We start from the raw sequence: 16,001 nt of genomic DNA on the forward strand, positions 1-16,001 counted from the left end.
CGAGCCCGAGGGCGCGGGCACACCGCTCCGCCGTCGCGAAAGCCGGGAACGTCCCGAACGGCCCGGCCAGCTTGAACGGCTCGAAAGGTGATGCGCATGCCCCAGAGCAGTCACGCGGACCAGGGCGAGGCTCGCTCGGTTCTCTCGCCGGTGTTCGGGGTTCGAGTGGCGGGGATGGCGGTCGGCGACCTGGAGGACCTGCGCTTCACCCGCACCTGGTCGCTCGTCGACGAACTGCTGGAAACCTCGGCCATGGTGGCGAGCGAGGGCGCGGCCCTGTCCGAGGCACTGCACGAGGTGATCGGCGACAATGCTCGGCCCGACCTCAAACCGCTGCTGGTCGCGCTGCGCCGGGCGCTGTTCAGTGCGCGTGCCCCGCGGGCTCGTACCCGATCGGAGGAGGTGATCCGGGCACTGCCGGACGGCCTTGACCAGCGGATCACAGCGTGGCTGGGCCATCTGGAGCGGCGCGGCGCGCTGGAGGGCGCGCTGCCCGGCGTGCTGGCGGCGGAGCGGCGCGAGAAGACGACGCGGCTGCGCGAGGTCGTCGCCGCCGACGCCTTCCGCCAGGGCCTGGCCCAGAGCAGCCCGGTGCTGTCGGCCGAGCTGGACAAGTGGCTGGCCGGCCAGGCGGACGCCGTACCTGGGCGGCAGACACTTCTGCGGCTGACCCGCTATGTGGCCCGGGTGGCGGCCAAGACCAGCCCGTACGCGACCTTCACGGCCGCCGGGTTCGGCCACTGGACGGAGCACGGACCAGCGGTGGTTCCCGCTCAACGTCTGGTACGTCGGGGTGTGGCCGAGCTGCACCCGTTCGTCGTCGAACGGATCTGGCAGGCGCTCGCCGACCGGCCCGAGCTGATCGACCGGGTACGGCTGCGGGTCAATCCCTCGGCTACAGAGGACGAGGGCCGGATCTGGTTCCTCGGCGCTGGTCCGAGCGAGCCGATCAGAAGCGTCCCGGCCGTCGACGCCGTACGCGCTGTGCTGGACGCCGTCCGTACCGCGACGTACCCGACCGAGCAGGCGCTGCGTGCTCGCTTCGGACACGACGGGCAGGTGGCGCGGGTCGTGGCGGTCCTGCTGGAGGCGGGGCTGCTGGAACGGCGGCGTCCCTACGCCGACCAGTCCGGCGACCCCCTCGGCGAGCTGATCGCCTGGCTGCCCGCCGGCCATCCCGCCGCCGGCGCGCTGCGGCGGCTCGAGGAGGCGGTGGCCACCTACCCCGATCTGACCTGTGCGGCCGAACGCGCCCGCCGAGCCCAGCAGATCGACGAGCAGGCGCGGGGCCTGAGCCTGGGGGAGGGGCCAGTGGGACTCGTCACCCCGAGTCCGGAGACGACCCTGTTGATCGGCGGCGTGACCCGATGCGGCAAGGAGCGGTGGCGGACGGTCTTCGAGGATCTGGACGCCGTACGCGAGCTGCTGGGGCTGCTGGACATGGACCTGCCGGTCAAGCTGGCAGCCACCGCTCTGTTCCGGGAGAAATACGGGCCGTCCGCGTCGGTACCGTTCCTGAGGTTCTACCGGCAGACCCACCAGGCCGCCGAACTGCGAGCCCTGCTGCACCCGCCGCCGGGCGGAAACCCCGGGGACGGCGCCCCCGCCCTCGCCGAGCTGCGCCGCCAGACGTGGCGGACGCTGCGGGCCGCGGGCGAGGACCCGTCGGGGGCGATCCGGGTCGATCCCGCGCTGGTGCGCAAGCTCGCCGCCGGTTGGCCGCGCTATGTTCGCGCGCCCCGCTCCATCTGCTGTTACGGCCAGGCGCTGACCACGCCGCAGGGGCCGGGCTTGGTGGTCAACACCATCGCCTGCGGGTACGGCCGGGGGCTGGGCCGCCTGCATCACCTGCTGGCGCGGGTCACCGACGGGATCTCCGTGCTGGACCGCCACGAGATCTCCGCGCCGGACCGCTACGAGATCTCCGCGCTCGACCGTCACGAGACCCCGGAGCTCGACCGCCACGAGGTGGATGAGTGCCTGGGGGCGTTCGGTACCAGTCTCAATCTGCGGCCGGCGGTGGGGCGGGCGATCGACTATCCCTTCACCACGGACGACAGCCCGGACGCCCTGACACCGGCGGAACTGCGGGTCGCCTACGAGGCCGAGCGTCAACTGGTCGTGCTGCGCGATGCGGACGGTTCCGAGGTACGTCCGATGCATCTGGGGCTGCTCGCCCCCTATCTGCTGCCTCCCGCGTACTCGTTCCTGGTGCGCGTTTTCGGTGAGCCACCGGTGGCCCTGCCGCCCGGCCGACGGCTGGGTGGCAGCCAGGAGGGCGGCGGCCAGGAGAGTGGTGGGTGGCGGTGGCCGCGGTTGGAGGTGGGGCGGGTCACACTGGCCCGCGCCCACTGGCGGCTGCCCGCCGGGGAGCTGCCCACCCCCGGGAAGGGGGAGAGCGAGGCGGCCTACCTGGTGCGGTTCGCCCGTTGGCTTGCCGAGCACGGCATCCCGCGCCGGTTCTTCGCCCGGGTCATCCCCGCGGACAGGGCGAAGGGCTTTTTCACCAAGGCACGCAAGCCGCTGTACGTGGACGTGGCCAACTGCTTCCTGTTGTTCGACCTGGCCCGCGCCGCGAGCGACCCCGGCGATCTGGTGGTGCTGGAGGAGGTGCTGCCCGACCTCGCGGACAACCCGCGCTACGGCGACGACGGGACGCGTGTCACCGAGTACATGTTCCAGCTCACCGCCACGGGAGAGCGCCCATGACCACTCCCGTGGAACCTGGGGTGGTGCCGGGTTGGATCAGCGCCCACCTTTTCCATGCGGGGTCCCTCGACGACCTGATCGCGCAGGTGATCGCGCCCCTGGAGGGGGAACTGCGGGAGGAGCTGGCCGGGTTCTTCTTCCTGCGCTACTGGGAGGGTGGCCCTCACCTGCGGCTCAGGGTGAAACCGCGGGGTGGCGCCGACGCCGGGCGGATTCGCGGCCTGATCCGGCGGCGGGCCGATGCCTACTTCGCCGAGCATCCGTCGGCGCGTGGCCTTCCTGCCGTCGACTACCAGGCGCTGGCGGCCCGCCTTGCCCACGCCGAACGCCGGGCCGAGCACGACGACCGCCTGTACCCCAACGACTCGGTGGAGTTCATCGCCTACCTGCCCGAGCACGACGTCTACGGCGAGGGAGCCTGTATCGCGGCCGTGGAGGAGCATTTCACCGACTCCAGCCGCCTGGCGTGCGGGATCCTCGCCACCGGTCCCGATCAAGGGCGGCGGGCGGCGATCGGCTTGGCCGCCTACACCCTCACCATGGCCGCCTGCCTCCCCGACCCGCAGGCCGCGGCACAGGCCTTCGCGCTCCGGCTCGGGGCCACTCCGGTGCCACCTGACGTGGAAGAGGTCTTCCGGAGCGAGGCCGACGGCCTGCTGCGGCAGACCCGGCGGCTGTGGAACCGGCCGGTCTCAGGGCCGCTGGCAGCCTGGTCGTCCTCCATCCGTACCCTGCGCGACCGCCTGACCAACCTCGGCGCCGCCCTGCCCGACCCGGCCGACCTGGGATCACCGGCGGCCTTCCTGGCCGGCGCACCGGAGCCCCCAAGCCTCACGGCCCCTGCCGTCCCGTACATCCTGTTGCGCTGCACGCATCTGCTGCACAACCGGCTGGGCATCACCCCCGCCGCCGAAAACCGCCTGGCCCTGCTGACCTTGCGTACCCTGGCCGCACTTCACGAGAGGTGAATTCGCCATGACCCCCCTCCAGCCGTCCCGCTGGCACAGCGTCCACATCTCCTACCACGACGTGCCAGGCCAGGACGACCTGCTGCTGGACGCCGTCGGCCCGCTGTTGCGCCACTTGAGCGGCACCGTCGAGGCCGTCAACGTGCTACGGCACTGGCGCCGGGGTCCCCACCTGCGGCTGAACGTCAAGACCGACCCCGCCACCTGGGCGGACACCGTACGGCAGGCCATCGACGAAATCATCGGCTCCTACCTGCGCGCGCACCCCTCCACCGCGGTCCTCGACCAGCGCGCGCTGCTCGCCCAGCACCGGGTGCTCGCCGAACAGGAGAAGGACCCCGGCCCGCTCACCCCCTGGTATCCCGACAACTCCCTCCACAACGCCCCCTACGACGCCCGTCACCAGGCCCTGGACGAGGATGCCGCCGACCTGCTGGCCGACTTCTACTCCGACAGCACCCCGCTGCTGCTCGACACATTGCGACATGTCCGTTCGGGCCGGGACACCAAGGAGGGGCTGGCCATGGCGCTGATGCTGGCCACCTCCCACACCGCCATGGGCCCGATCACCCGCAGCTTCGTCTCCTACCGCTCCCACGCCGAAGGCTTCCTGGCCCGCTGCGCCGACCCCGACGCCATACGGGCCGGCTTCGAACGGGATTACCAAGCCAGGCGAGAGGAGCTGACCGGCAGGGTGCGCGCGGTCATCGCGACCCTCGACGGCACCACCGGTGTGCCCGTCCCTTTCGTCCGCGAATGGGCCGCTCTGATCGCCGAGTACGGCCGCCGCGCCCAACCGCTGATCGCCCGCGGCCGGCTCATCCGCCCCGGATCCCACCAGGAAGCACTCGCCATCCCGAGGCTCAGCGACTTCCACCGGCTGATGTTCTCCAGCCAGACCTACCACGACCGCGTCTTCGCCGATCCGGACTTCCTGCGCTACCGCGTCCTGATCAACTACACCTACCTGCAGAACACCCGGCTCGGCATCACGCCGCCGACCCGCTTCCGCATCTGCCACCTGGCGGCCAACGCGGTGGAGGAGGTCTACGACCTGTCGGCGCTCGGCCTGATTCGCGCGTTCGTCGAGGCCCACCCGTGAAATTCCGCGCGTTCGTCGAGGCCCGCCCCTGAAACCTCCACCCGCTGTCATCCCCGGGATGAGGCATGGGACATCCTCACATAGTGCCGATCGTGAGGGAGACCATGGAAAACGCGGACGATGTCACGGCCTCGCCCGAGACGATGCTCGACGTGCTGGAGCGTCGCGCGGCCGTCGCGCCGGAGGCGGAGCTCGTGCGGTTCGAGGATGGCACGTCGCTCCGCGTCGAGGAGTGCCGGGCGCGGGCCACCGCCGTCGCGCGCGGGCTCGCGGGTCTGGTGTCCCCTGGCGATCGGGTCGTCACGTGCCTGCGTCCTGGTCCGCGGTTGGTCGAGGTGATGTTCGCCCTGGCCAGGCTCGGTGCCGTCGAGGTGCCGCTGGCGCTGGACGCCCGGCTTCCCGCGGCTCGGCACCTCACCGGGGCCACGGGGGCGCGCGTGCTCATCGCCGGGACGGACGCCGTACATGACAATCCCGACCTCGGCGCCCTGGCCGCGGAGATGGAGCGCGTGGTGCTCGTGACCGAGCGGGCGCGGGCCGAGCTGGCGGGGTCGGTGGACATGGACGACCTGCTCGCCGCGCCGCGCCGCCTGCCGGAATGGCGTCCGGGACCGGCGGATCCGGCCGTCGTCATGGCGACCTCGGGCACCACCGGCCGGGCCAAGGGCGCGCTGTTGCCACATTTCGCCGGCGTCCGGCAGGCCCGGCGGGTGGCCAGGGCCATGGGGTACGAGCCAGGGGACGTGCTGTTCAACGTGTTCCCCTGGAACCACATCAACGTCAGGCACGCGGGGTTGCTGCCCGCGTTGATCTCCGGCGCCACGCTGGTGGCCCACTCGCGCTTCTCCGCCTCCCGGTTCTGGGACATCTGCCGGCGGGAGGGGGTCACGGCGTTCAACTTCATGGGCGCCGTGGCGGCCATCCTCGAACGGGCTCCGGCCACCGAGTCCGACCGTCTCCACCAAGTGCGCCGCGCCTACGGGGGACCGGCGCCGGAAGCCCTGACGAGGCGTTTCCAGGACCGGTTCGGCGTGCCGCTGCTGGAGGCGTACGCGTGCACCGAGCTCGCCGACGTAGCGGTGAGCACGGCCGGTGTCCGGCGGCCGGGCTCGGCCGGCCGGCCCGTCCCGGAGTACGAGGTGGTGATCAGGGACGAGGACGGCCGGCCGCTTCCGGCGGGACAGGTCGGGCAGATCACCGCGCGGCCCAGAGCGGGGTCGATCATCTTCAGTGGGTACGCAGGCGACGACGCCGCCACGGGGAAGGTGCTGCGCGACGGCTGGTTCACGACCGGGGACCGTGGCCGGCTCGATGACGACGGTTTCCTCTATTTCGCCGGCCGCCGCGCCGACGTCATCAGGCGGCGCGGCGAGAACATCGCCACCTGGGACGTGGAGCAGGTGGTGGCCGCGATGCCGGGCGTCCTCGACGTGGCCGCGGTGGGTGTTCCCTCCGAGCTGACCGAGGAGGAGGTGCTGGTGGCGGTGAGCGCCGCGCCCGGAGCCGTCGTCCGCGCGCCGGAGGTGTACGCCTGGTGCCTCGACCGGCTCCCGCGCCACGCCGTTCCGCGTTACGTGCGCGTACTCGACGACCTGCCGCGCAACGCCGCCACGAAGGTGGTCAAGGGTGAGCTGCGCGGCGACGGCGTGCCACCGGACGCGTGGGACGCCGGCGCGGGGATCGCCTGACCGCGCGGGCCGTCGGACAGGCGGTCGTCTGACCGCACGAGCCGCCGGACAGACCGCCATGGCCGGCCGGACCGCTGGACAGACCGGGATGGTCGCGCCCCGGCGATCCCGCGCTCTACGTTCGAGCCGTCAATACGTGCCGCTGAAAGGAGCGGGTGTGCCGGACAGGTTGCGGGTTCTGGACCTCACCGACGAGCTGGCCTTCAACGGGGCGAGGCTGCTGGTGGGGCTCGGGGCCGACGTCGTACGCGTCGAACGTCCGGCCGCTGCGGTGCTGTCGCGCGCGGAGACCCTGCACTGGCACGCGGGCAAGCGGATCGTGGGCGTACCCGAGAGCGCCGAGGTCCTCGACGGGCTCGTGGAGCAGGCGGACGTGGTGATCGAGAGCGGCCCGCTCGAAGAGCTCGCGGGCGTGCGCGCGGGATCCGGCGCGGTGTCGTCGCGCTGGCCGCAGGCCGTCCACGTCGTGGTCACGCCGTTCGGCACGAGCGGCCCCCGGAGCGCCTGGCGAGCCGACGATCTCGTGGCCGCGGCCGCCGGTGGCATGGGCTGGCTGGGCGGGCAGCCCGGTGGGCAGCCCAAGCCACCGCCCCGCGAGCAGGCAACCCAGCTCGCGGGGGCGCACGCGGCCATCGCGGCGCTGCTCGGCGTCATCGCCCGCGACCGTACCGGGCGGGGGCAGCTCATCGACGTCTCCGTGCAGGAGGCGGTGGCCGCCACGCTGGAGACGGCCGCCATCTCCTGGATCCACGCCGGCCGGTACCCCTCTCGCAACGGCGGGGTGTACGAGCACGTGGCGCACCGCGTCTTCCGCGCCGCGGACGGTCATGTCGCGGGCGGATACTCCGGCAGTGACCGCATGTGGACGGATCTGCTCGCCTGGATGGCGGAGTCGGGCGAGGCGGCGGACCTGACCGAGGAGAAGTGGTCCGATCCCGTCTTCCGCTGGCGGGGCCGTGAGCACGTGGACGAGATCGTGGCCAGGTTCGTGGCCAAACGCTCCGCCGCGTCGGTGGCCGAGGAAGGACGCGCGCGGGCGCTGCCGTGGGCGGAGGTCGCCACGGCAGCGCGCCTGCCCGCCAACCCCCAGCTCGTCGCGCGCGGCTTCTTCACCCGCATCCTGGGCGAGGGCCTGCCGGCGGACGGTGTCACGGACGTGGGCTTCCCCTTCCCCGCCGCGGAGCCACCGCGCCCGGTACGCCTCACCGAACCGCGTCCCGCCCCCATCGAGGCCCCCTGGCGGACCGCGCACCCCCGGGGCCGCCGGGCGGCGACGGGCACCGGACGTCCGCTGGCGGGGGTCCGTGTTCTGGACCTGACCTGGGTGCTCGCCGGCCCGTACGCGACCAAGACGCTGGCGGAGCACGGCGCGGACATCATCAAGATCGAATCCCGGCACCGGCAGGATCCCACGCGCTTCGCCCCGTCGATGAGGCTGCGCCCCGACGCCGGGTTCGACGACAGCGGCTACTTCATCAACTTCAACCGGGGCAAGCGCGGCGTCGCGCTCAACCTGCGTACCGAGCCGGGCCGTGAGGTGCTGCGGCGGCTCGTCGCCGAGTGCGACGTGGTCATCGAGAACTTCAGCCCCGGCGTGCTCGCCAAGTGGGGCCTGTCCTATGACCAGATGGCGGAGCTGAATCCCGGCGTCATCCTGGTGTCGATGGCCGGGGTCGGGCAGAGCGGGCCGTGGCGGGACGCGGTGACCTTCGCCGACACGCTCGCCGCCATGTCCGGGCTCACCAGCGAGACCGCCGATCCCGGGGAAGGCCCGCAGGGGCTGACGTTCGGGCTGGGGGACATGGTGGCCGCCAACTCGGCCGTCCTGGCCGTGCTCGACATGATCACGGCTGGTCGGGCGGGGCATGTGGATCTCTCCCAGCTGGAGGCGATGGCCGCGTCCATGGGAGCGGCCGTACTCGAAGCCGAGCTCGGGGACTCGCGTGCCGGAGGCGAGGTCGGCGGCTCGCGCGCCGAAGCCGAGCCCGGGGACCCGTGTGCCGTGGTGCGGCCCAATCGGCATCCGCGGATGGTGCCGCACGGTGTCTATCCGACCAGTGGCGATGATCGCTGGCTCGCGCTGGCCGTACGCGGGGACGAGGAATGGCGGCGCCTCGCCGAGCACGCCGGAGTGCCGGAGCTGGCCGCGTTGGCGTCTGCCGGGCTGGAGGAGCGCCGCGGGCGCGAGGACGAGATCGACGACGCCCTGGCAGTCTGGTGCTCGCGACACGACGGCGCGTCACTGGCGGCCGAGCTGCAAGGGCTGGGCATCGCCGCCGCCGTCGTCGCCACCGGGCGGGACCTGGTGGAGGCCGACGAGCACCTGGCCGCGCGTGGCTTCTACCCGGTGCTGGAGCACCCGATCGCGGGTCCGGTACGGCACGAGGGCATCGTGATCCGCATGTCCGACACTCCCGGAGCGCTCACGGCACCGGCGCCACTGCTCGGCGAGCACACCGACGCGGTGCTGCTGGAGCTGCTCGGCATGGACGAGGAAGAGCTCGCCCGGCTACGCGACGCCGGCGTCCTGGAATGACACCCGCCCCCCTGACCACGACCTTCTCCCCGCGGCTGAAGTCCGGGGCCTCGACACTCAGGAGTTTCGATGAACCAGCCGGTCCTGGACGTACGGCGCGACGGAGGGACGGCCACGATCGTCATCGACCGGCCGCCCGCCAACGCCGTCGACCCCGCGATGATCGAGGAGTTCTTGGAGATCATCCCCGAACTGGCCAAGGACGTCACGGTCCGCTGCCTCGTCATCCGCGGCACCGGCCGCTTCTTCGTGGCGGGGGCGGACATCGCCGTGATGCGGGACCTCTCGACGGCCAACCACGTGAAGATGCGCCGCTGGATCGAGGTGCAGCGCCTGCTCGAACTGGCACCCAAGCCGGTGATCGCGGCGATGAACGGTCACGCCCTGGGCGGCGGCGCCGAGCTGTCCCTCGCCTGTGACCTGCGCATCCTGGCGGCCTCGGCGACGATCGGCTTCCCCGAGATGAACCTGGGCTTGTTCCCGGGGGCGGGCGGCAGCCAGCGCCTGCCGCGCCTGCTCGGTCCGCATCGGGCCAAGCGGCTGATGATCGACGGCACCCGCCTGTCGGCCGGTGAAGCGCTCGACCTGGGGCTGGTCGACGTGGTGGCCGACGACCAGGACTTCGACCGGGTGGTGGCCGAGCACGCCGAGAGTCTGGCGGCCAAGCCGACCGGGACGATCGGCCTGCTCAAGCACGTCGTGGACGCCGGGTACGCCCTGCCGATCGAAGAGGCGCTCGAAGTGGAGCGTGAGGCGGTCATGGAGCTGATCCACACCGACGATGCCGCCGAAGGACTCCAGGCCTTCCTGGACAAGCGCCCGCCTCGGTTCACCGGAAGCTGATGATCGCGGGGCATCCGAGCTGTCGCCGGATGCTGACGACCGCGGATGTCCGGTCTGATCCCGGACAGGCGCGCGCCCCGGTTCACCGACCCGCCCGGACAAGCGCGCCAGAGAGGTTCACCGACCGCGGATGTCCGAAGTGCTCACTCCGGACATCCGCGGTTTTCAGCCGTCGTAGCCGGTCACCAGCGCGGTGTCGGTGTTGAGGTCGCCGACCTTACGGGCGCCTCCCGGGTTGCCGAGCGGCTCGTCGCGGCCGGCCAGCACCTCGGTGAAGAAGTCCTTGGCGTCCTGGAGGAAGAGCGTGCGCGTCTCGTCGCCGCGCGCCGTACGGTCGACGAAGATCGCCTCAACCGGGCACTCCGGCTCGCAGGCCCCGCAGTCGATGCACTCGGCGGCGTTGATGTAGCTCTTGCGGTCGCCGACGTAGATGCAGTCGACGGGGCACACGTCCACGCACGCGCGATCGTTGACGTCGATGCAGGCCGGGCCGATGACATAGCTCATGGATCTCTCCTGTCTTCTGGGTGGGGTACGGGGTCAGGCGGCGTCCGTGGAGTGGCCGGGGAAGAGGGCCAGTTCGGGGTCGAGTTCGACGGCGGCGTTGTTCACCGCGGTGGCCACCTCGCCGAAGCCCACCGACATCAGGCGGACCTTGCCCGCGTGCTCGGTGAGGTCGCCGGCCGCGTACACGCGGGGCAGGTTCGTCCGCATGCGCTGGTCCACCAGGACGGACCTGCCACGCAGTTCCAGGCCCCAGTCCGCGAGCGGGCCGAGGTCGCTGATGAATCCGAGGGCCGCGATGACGGAGTCCGCGGGCAGGGCCCGGTCCCCCTCGCCTCGCGTACGCAGGTGCGCCTTCTCGACCCGCTCGCCGCCGGACAGGGAGACCACCTGGCTGTCGACCACGATGCGGACCCCCGCGACCCGGGCGGCCTCGACGCCCGCGGCGTGCGCGCGGAACGCGGCCCGGCGATGCACCAGGGTGACCGACCTGGCCAGGGGCGCGAGGGCGAGCGACCAGTCGACCGCGCTGTCCCCGCCGCCCACGACGACGACATCGTGGCCGGCGTGTTCCGACGGGTCCGGCACGAAGTACGTCAGCCCCCGGCCGAGCCATTCCTCACCGGCCGGCAGCGGACGCGGGGTGAACGTCCCGATGCCCGAGGTGAGGATGACGGCCTGCGCGTGTACGGCCGTGCCGTCGGACAGCACCACCACAGGCCGCTCATTCTCGTCGCGGCGCAGCTCGACGGCCTGCCTGCCCAGCAGGTAGACCGGGTCGTAGGCCGCCGCCTGGGCCGTCAGCGCGTCCACCAGCGAGCGCCCGAGTATGCCGGGGATGCCGGCCACGTCCCGTACTTCCTTCTCCGGGTACAGCGCCGAAATCTGCCCGCCGACCTGAGGCAACGCGTCCACGACCACGGACCGCAAGCCGCGGAAGCCCGCGCAGTAGGCCCCGTAGAGGCCGGTCGGTCCCGCTCCGATGATCACGATGTCGGTCTGGATCATGCTGATTCCACCTGGGTCCTCCCGGTAGTCGCCTGTCAAGCCACGGAAGCTACACACCCCGGCGACGGGAACTCGCAGGTCGCGGACCGCTGACCGGAACGCGGCTCGCTCAGTGGGACACGGTCCGCTGGGCGGGATGATCCGCTGGGCCGCCCGGCCGGGTCGGTGGTGAACTGCGTGTCGTGGTCGAGCGGCGCATCTGAGCGCCTCTACCGGCCACCCGACAAGCCATGGGAAGCGGAGGCGAGAATGAGTGCAGAGGCGGGTGCGCCGGCTGCGAGCGGGGGTGTCGCCAGACGCCGGCCGTCACGACGGGGCAAGCTGCCCGGACGCCAGGACTGGTCGAGCTGGCCCCACTACCAGGGTGCCGACAGCGGGTTTCGCGGCTACTGGTATCCGGTGGCGTTCTCCTCGCACATCACGGGAAAGCCCAAGGCGATCACCCTGCTCGGCGAGCGCATCGTCGTCATCCGTGACGGCGGCAAGGCGTACGCGCTCAAAGACCGGTGCCCGCACCGGGGCGTGCCGCTGAGCTACGGCAACCAGCAGTTCCCCGGCACGATCTCGTGCGCGTACCACGGCTGGACCTTCGACCTGGAGACCGGCGATCTGAAGGCGGCGATCACCGACGGGCCGCAGTCGCCGATCTGCGGGAAGGTGACCCAGCCCACCTACGAGGTCGAGGAACGCCTCGGCATGGTGTGGATCTTCGTGGGGGACGGCGAGGACGCGCCGCCCATCGACGACCAGCTCCCCGAGGAGCTGCGCGACAACCCCGCAGTGATCGGCGCGCGGATCCAGGCGCGCGAGGGGAACTGGCGCTTCGCCTGCGAGAACGGCTATGACGAGGGGCACGCGAAGTACCTGCACCGCACCGCGTTGTGGCGGCTGTTCAAGGCCATGCCGGTGTGGAACGAGACGCGGATCGAGCGCCGCGGCCGCTGGATCTACCGGGTGCAGGAGGCCCAGCACTGGGACGCCGACTTCCCGGGTCTCGGCCGGTGGAACAACCAGGCGTGGTTCAAGCTCAAGCCGCCGAAGCAGGTCGCCAACATCGGCAACACGGGCAGCCACCGGAAGGTGAACCCGGCCATCGCCGCCGAGGACTTCCCCGGCTTCGCCTCGGTGAGCATGCCGGGCGTGCTGCGCATCGTCTACCCGACCTTCATCCACTACGAGTTCTACGTGCCCGTCGACGCCGACAACCATCTCTATGTCGGCGCGATGGCCAACTTCGAGAAGGGCGTCAAGACGCTGCCCTTCTACGCCAAGTATCTCGGCGCCGTCCGCTGGCTCTTCCACGGCCAGTTCTCCGGCCAGGACAAATGGATGGTCGAGGTGACCGACGCGCCGCCGGAACGGCTCTATCGTCCCGACGACTCGCTCCTGCAGTGGCGCAAGCTCGCCGAGGACGTCACAGAGGAGCGCATCGAACGGCTGCGCGCCTCCGGGCTCGCCGTCGACGACCCCCGGCCGCCAAAACAGGACGTCCGGCCTCCGAAGCAGGCCGGCTGATGGCCAGGATCGTCCTGGGCGTGGGCGCGTCCCACTCCACGCTCATGAACACGCACTGGGACCAGGTCGAGCACAAAGACGACGCCGAACGGTTCCGCGACGCGCTCGGCACGGCCCGCGACGCCCTCGCCGCGGCCCGTCCCGACGTGGCGATCATCATCGGCTCGAACCACTTCCGGGGGTTCTGGCTGGACCTGATCCCCGCCTTCACCCTCGGGGTGGACCAGGTCGTCTCCTCCGGAGAGGCCGGGACACCGTCCGGACCCCAGCGCACCAACCCGGCCGTAGCCCAGGCCGTCGCCGAATCCCTGGTGGCAGCGGGCATCGAGGTGGCGATCTCGGCGAAGCTGCAGATCGACCACGGCCAGAGCCACGCGATCCAGTACCTCCTGCGTGACCTCGACGTGCCGGTGATCCCGCTGGTGGTCAACGTGTTCGCCACGCCGCTGCCGCTCATGCGGCGCTGCGTCGAGCTCGGGCGCAACATCGCCGCCGCGGTGGCGGCGCTGCCGGACGAGCTGCGGGTCGCCGTCATCGCCTCGGGCGGCCTGTCGCACCGGCTCCCGTGGCCGAGCCGCTGGCAGGACCCCGAAGGAGAGGACGAGGAGTTCCTGGTGGAGGCCTGGCGCGAGGGCCGGGGCGACTGGCAGCGGTACGACGCGCGCCGGCGGCAGATCATCACCGCCGCCCGGCCGACCATCTTTCCCGAGTTCGACGAGGAGTTCCTCGCCGCGCTGGAGAAGGGCGAGCTGGCGCGGTACGCGAACCTGTCAACGGCGGAGATCGAGGCGGTGGCCGGCAACGGCGGCCAGGAACTGCGTACCTGGCTGACCATGGCGGCGGCGCTGGGCTTCGCACCCGGCCGGACGCTGGCCTACGCGCCGATGCCGGAATGGCTGACCGGCATGGGGGTGGCCATCATCGAGCCCGCCGGATCGATATGAACAAGGACGAGCGCGAGCGGATGGTGGCCCAGGCCCTCGCCACGATCACCGAGGCCCGGCTGCGCAAGGCCGCGGTGGAGGTCACCTCCATCGCCAGCCCCACCGGAGGGGAGGAGCCGCTGGCCCGGCGGCTGGCCGAACGGCTCGCCGCCGCGGGCCTGGACTCGCACCTGCAGCGCATCGACGACGGCCAGGCCAACGCGATCGGCCGGCTGAGGGGCGACGGTACGGGCGCCGACCTCATGCTGTACGCCCCGATCGACACCCTGACCACCGGCGACCCGGACGAGGACGTGCCGTGGATCGGCCCCGGGCTGCGCCCCGACATGCGGGCCGAGGCACAGTGCGACGGCCCCTACGTCACCGGCCTCGGCGCGAGCAACCCCAAGGGCCACGCGGCGTGCGTCCTCATGGTGGGCGAGGCCCTGGCCTCGGTGGGCGTGCGGCCCGCCGGAGACCTGCTGGTCGCCTTCGGAGCGGGCGGCATGCCGACCAACGCCATCGACGGCACCGGCCGCCTGAACACCGGGCAGGGCGTCGGCTGCTCCTTCCTGCTCGAACGCGGCTGGCAGCCCGACTACGCCGTGATCGCCAAACCGGGGGACTTCGTCGCGCACGAAGAGGTCGGTCTGTGCTGGTTCGAGATCGTCGTACCGGGGATCCACACCTACGCCGGCAGCCGGCACCGCCTGCCGTACCAGAATCCGATCGTGACCGCCGCCAAGGTGGTGACGCGCCTGGAAGGGTGGCTGGCGGCCTATCCCGAGCGGCACCGCACCGCGACGGCCGCGCCTCAGGGAATCATCGGCTCGATCGCCGGCGGCTGGGAGCGCATGCCGGCCGTCACGCCCGCGGCCTGCCGCATCCGCCTCGACCTGCGGATCGCGCCCGGCACGACGCCGCTGGCGGCCAAGCGGGAGCTGGCGGAGTACGTCCGCGGGCTGTCGGCCGAGCTGGGCGTGGAGCTGACGGTCGAGATGGTGCTGGCCATCCCGGGCACGCGCACGCCGCCGGAGGACTGGGTCGTCCGCAGTGCCGTCCGCGCCTGGGAGAGCGTGGCCGGTCGCCCGCACGAGCCCATCGACGGCAACAGCGGCGCGACCGACGCCAACATCCTGCGCGCGCGGGGGATCCCGACCGCCCGGGTGGGCATGCCGAAGGTCGTCTCCACCGAGTTCGACGTCGACTTCGCCCGCGGGATGAACACCGTCGACGTCAGAGCCATGCGCCGCCTGTGCGAGGTGCTCGTACGGGTGGCCGTCGACACCACCACGCGGACGCGCGCCGAGATCGACGAGATCAGCGACTAACCAAAGGAGGCGATATGGAACCCCCCACCGGTTCGTACGCCGACGCCGACGGCGTCAAATACCACTACCTCGACCTGGGCTCGGGGGCGGACACGATCTTCCTGCACGGCGGCGGCCCCGGCTGCACCGGATGGAGCGACTTCGGCCCGGTGGCGCCGCTGTTCGCCGCCGACCGCCGCTGCCTGATCGTCGACATCCTGCAGTACGGCAATTCGGAGAAGTGCCTCATCACCGGCCCGATGTGGGACTTCCACGCGGCCAAGACCGTCGCGCTCATGGACACGCTGGGTGTGGAGCAGGCCGACTTCGTCTGCAACTCCTGGGGCGGCACCATCGCGCTGTGCCTGGCCGCCCGCTACCCCGAAAGGGTGCGTTCCCTGGTCATCACCGGCAGCATGCCGGTGTTCTACGGCCCGCTCGCGCCGCTGCCAGAGAACGGCCGCCGCGGCCGCGCAGCCCGGGACGCCTACTACGGCGGCGAGGGGCCCACGCGGCAGAAAATGCGCGACCTGATCACCCGGCTGGAGTGGTACGACGGCGACCGGTTGCCCGAGACCACCCTGGACCTGCGCTACGAGCAGAGCCTGGACCCCGGTGAGCGGGAGCTGGCCGCGATGTCGGACTCGCCCCGTGGCGAATGGCAGGACCTCACCGCCGAACTGGGCCAGATCCAGGCGCCCGCGCTGTTCATCTGGGGCATGCAGGACGCCTTCCTCACCCCCGACTATCCGCTCATGCTCGCCCGCATGGTGCCGCGCGGGAACCTGCACATCATGGACCACGCCTCGCACCACCTGCAGGAGGAACGACCGGGCGCCTACCACGCGGTGGTCACCGGGTTCCTGAACTCCCTCAAGGATCCATGGAGATGAGC

General features: G+C 71.8%; 12 protein-coding genes. 10 read left to right on the plus strand and 2 right to left on the minus strand.

Going from position 1 to position 16,001, the window contains the following annotated elements:
* Nucleotides 1-96 precede the first annotated feature (96 nt).
* The 6 genes from AB0C30_RS33545 to AB0C30_RS33570 all read left to right on the plus strand — a co-directional run bounded on the left by AB0C30_RS33545 (nucleotide 97) and on the right by AB0C30_RS33570 (nucleotide 9,846).
* The gene (locus AB0C30_RS33545) at nucleotides 97-2,709 is read left to right on the plus strand and encodes a lantibiotic dehydratase (RefSeq protein WP_357952128.1); all 2,613 of its coding nucleotides are present in this window, start codon (nucleotides 97-99) and stop codon (nucleotides 2,707-2,709) included.
* On the plus strand, nucleotides 2,706-3,677 hold the full coding sequence (locus AB0C30_RS33550) for a lantibiotic dehydratase C-terminal domain-containing protein (protein WP_357952129.1): 972 nt from the start codon (nucleotides 2,706-2,708) through the stop codon (nucleotides 3,675-3,677). Before AB0C30_RS33545 ends, AB0C30_RS33550 begins: the two co-directional genes overlap by 4 nt.
* Nucleotides 3,678-3,684: 7 nt before the next feature.
* The gene (locus tag AB0C30_RS33555) at nucleotides 3,685-4,779 is read left to right on the plus strand and encodes a thiopeptide maturation pyridine synthase (protein ID WP_357952130.1); all 1,095 of its coding nucleotides are present in this window, start codon (nucleotides 3,685-3,687) and stop codon (nucleotides 4,777-4,779) included.
* Between the two features lie 92 nt (nucleotides 4,780-4,871).
* On the plus strand, nucleotides 4,872-6,467 hold the full coding sequence (locus AB0C30_RS33560) for an AMP-binding protein (RefSeq protein ID WP_357952131.1): 1,596 nt from the start codon (nucleotides 4,872-4,874) through the stop codon (nucleotides 6,465-6,467).
* 157 nt (nucleotides 6,468-6,624) lie between these two features.
* Nucleotides 6,625-9,003, plus strand: a complete 2,379-nt coding sequence (locus AB0C30_RS33565) for a CoA transferase (protein ID WP_357952132.1) — start codon at nucleotides 6,625-6,627, stop codon at nucleotides 9,001-9,003.
* 69 nt (nucleotides 9,004-9,072) lie between these two features.
* Nucleotides 9,073-9,846 carry an enoyl-CoA hydratase-related protein gene (locus AB0C30_RS33570; protein ID WP_357952133.1) on the plus strand — a complete coding sequence of 258 codons (774 nt, stop codon included), beginning with the start codon at nucleotides 9,073-9,075 and terminating at the stop codon, nucleotides 9,844-9,846.
* A 165-nt stretch (nucleotides 9,847-10,011) separates the two neighbouring features.
* On the opposite strand, the gene AB0C30_RS33575 is transcribed toward AB0C30_RS33570, so the two are convergent.
* Nucleotides 10,012-10,353, minus strand: a complete 342-nt coding sequence (locus AB0C30_RS33575) for a ferredoxin family protein (RefSeq protein WP_357952134.1) — start codon at nucleotides 10,351-10,353, stop codon at nucleotides 10,012-10,014.
* A gap of 33 nt (nucleotides 10,354-10,386) precedes the next feature.
* Nucleotides 10,387-11,358, minus strand: a complete 972-nt coding sequence (locus AB0C30_RS33580; RefSeq protein WP_357952135.1) for an NAD(P)/FAD-dependent oxidoreductase — start codon at nucleotides 11,356-11,358, stop codon at nucleotides 10,387-10,389.
* A gap of 249 nt (nucleotides 11,359-11,607) precedes the next feature.
* Here AB0C30_RS33580 and AB0C30_RS33585 point away from each other — a divergent pair, with 249 nt between their 5' ends.
* From AB0C30_RS33585 to AB0C30_RS33600, 4 genes are read left to right on the plus strand one after another with little or no spacing between them, the layout of a single operon-like run.
* Nucleotides 11,608-12,873, plus strand: a complete 1,266-nt coding sequence (locus AB0C30_RS33585) for an aromatic ring-hydroxylating dioxygenase subunit alpha (protein ID WP_357952136.1) — start codon at nucleotides 11,608-11,610, stop codon at nucleotides 12,871-12,873.
* Nucleotides 12,873-13,817, plus strand: coding sequence for a hypothetical protein (locus tag AB0C30_RS33590; protein WP_357952137.1), 945 nt, complete (start codon nucleotides 12,873-12,875; stop codon nucleotides 13,815-13,817). The genes AB0C30_RS33585 and AB0C30_RS33590 overlap by 1 nt, the downstream gene beginning before the upstream one ends.
* Nucleotides 13,814-15,127: a M20/M25/M40 family metallo-hydrolase gene (locus tag AB0C30_RS33595; protein WP_357952138.1), complete on the plus strand. Its 1,314-nt coding sequence runs from the start codon at nucleotides 13,814-13,816 to the stop codon at nucleotides 15,125-15,127. Before AB0C30_RS33590 ends, AB0C30_RS33595 begins: the two co-directional genes overlap by 4 nt.
* A gap of 14 nt (nucleotides 15,128-15,141) precedes the next feature.
* Nucleotides 15,142-15,999: an alpha/beta hydrolase gene (locus tag AB0C30_RS33600; RefSeq protein WP_357952139.1), complete on the plus strand. Its 858-nt coding sequence runs from the start codon at nucleotides 15,142-15,144 to the stop codon at nucleotides 15,997-15,999.
* Nucleotides 16,000-16,001: the final 2 nt, after the last annotated feature.

This window comes from Nonomuraea sp. NPDC048901 (genome assembly GCF_040649695.1).
Lineage (GTDB): Bacteria > Actinomycetota > Actinomycetes > Streptosporangiales > Streptosporangiaceae > Nonomuraea.

Excerpts from the sequence above, each read along its gene's own strand:
- AB0C30_RS33550 (WP_357952129.1), top strand. The coding sequence starts at position 2,706 with ATGACCACTCCCGTGGAACCTGGGGTGGTGCCGGGTTGGATCAGCGCC.
- AB0C30_RS33545 (WP_357952128.1), top strand. The coding sequence starts at position 97 with ATGCCCCAGAGCAGTCACGCGGACCAGGGCGAGGCTCGCTCGGTTCTC.
- AB0C30_RS33590 (WP_357952137.1), top strand. The coding sequence starts at position 12,873 with ATGGCCAGGATCGTCCTGGGCGTGGGCGCGTCCCACTCCACGCTCATG.
- AB0C30_RS33595 (WP_357952138.1), top strand. The coding sequence starts at position 13,814 with ATGAACAAGGACGAGCGCGAGCGGATGGTGGCCCAGGCCCTCGCCACG.
- AB0C30_RS33555 (WP_357952130.1), top strand. The coding sequence starts at position 3,685 with ATGACCCCCCTCCAGCCGTCCCGCTGGCACAGCGTCCACATCTCCTAC.
- AB0C30_RS33585 (WP_357952136.1), top strand. The coding sequence starts at position 11,608 with ATGAGTGCAGAGGCGGGTGCGCCGGCTGCGAGCGGGGGTGTCGCCAGA.
- AB0C30_RS33600 (WP_357952139.1), top strand. The coding sequence starts at position 15,142 with ATGGAACCCCCCACCGGTTCGTACGCCGACGCCGACGGCGTCAAATAC.
- AB0C30_RS33580 (WP_357952135.1), bottom strand. The coding sequence starts at position 11,358 with ATGATCCAGACCGACATCGTGATCATCGGAGCGGGACCGACCGGCCTC.
- AB0C30_RS33570 (WP_357952133.1), top strand. The coding sequence starts at position 9,073 with ATGAACCAGCCGGTCCTGGACGTACGGCGCGACGGAGGGACGGCCACG.
- AB0C30_RS33575 (WP_357952134.1), bottom strand. The coding sequence starts at position 10,353 with ATGAGCTATGTCATCGGCCCGGCCTGCATCGACGTCAACGATCGCGCG.